This is a genomic window from Lactobacillus acetotolerans DSM 20749 = JCM 3825, from assembly GCF_001436775.1.
GTDB lineage: Bacteria > Bacillota > Bacilli > Lactobacillales > Lactobacillaceae > Lactobacillus > Lactobacillus acetotolerans.
The window spans coordinates 1-690 of sequence record NZ_AYZC01000103.1; the positions used below are offsets into that span (position 1 = coordinate 1).

Sequence of the window (690 nt, forward strand, 5' to 3'; positions counted from 1 at the left end):
AAATGATTCGGTTCATAAAGCTAAACTTTCGTCAATGTCTTAACTTAATGACATTGCAGTAGAAGTTACTTTGCTTTTTCTGATAAAGTCATCGCATTGGGTGAAATTAATCCAAATGATCAAATTGCTTTTTCAACTCGTTCCATTCTCCCCAACAATATGAGTACTATTGGAAAATTTGAAACAATTAAATTCGTCAAAAATACTGAAAAAAGGTTGCCTCTGCCTAAAGAACACGATGCATTGATTGGTTACTTTATGACCGTTAATCGTGAAGGAAAAGAAGAAAACATGCCTTATCTTCAAGCTTACCGTGATTGGGCTATTAAAAACAATTTACCTGATCCACAGTCTATGGAAGAAAAGCTGCATGGGTTTTTAAATAAAACGGATATCGCTTTTAAACTAAAAATTGATATTAAAACTTTAAATAAATTCTTATATGATCTTCGGATCAAACCCAGCCTCAAATACCAAGGCAAAACTTACTATTCGAATAAAGTAATTGATAAACTCCGCCCAAAGGTTGCAACCGAGGAAATGATTGCTAACGCCAGAAAAGATAGTCCGCTTAGTTCTTCATCGGTTATTCCCTACAGCCCACTCGCTGATGAATATGACCTTGTATTAGTAACAAAACAGACTAACCTAGTGTTGGATTATGAATCGACGGATTCATGATCTGGCACT

At 35.1% G+C, this 690-nt stretch carries 1 protein-coding gene; it reads left to right on the top strand.

Translation table 11 applies throughout. The features are described 5' to 3' along the window. Positions 1-96: 96 nt before the first annotated feature. Positions 97-681: a hypothetical protein gene (locus tag FC77_RS07730; protein ID WP_056971028.1), complete on the top strand. Its 585-nt coding sequence runs from the start codon at positions 97-99 to the stop codon at positions 679-681. Positions 682-690 lie beyond the last annotated feature (9 nt).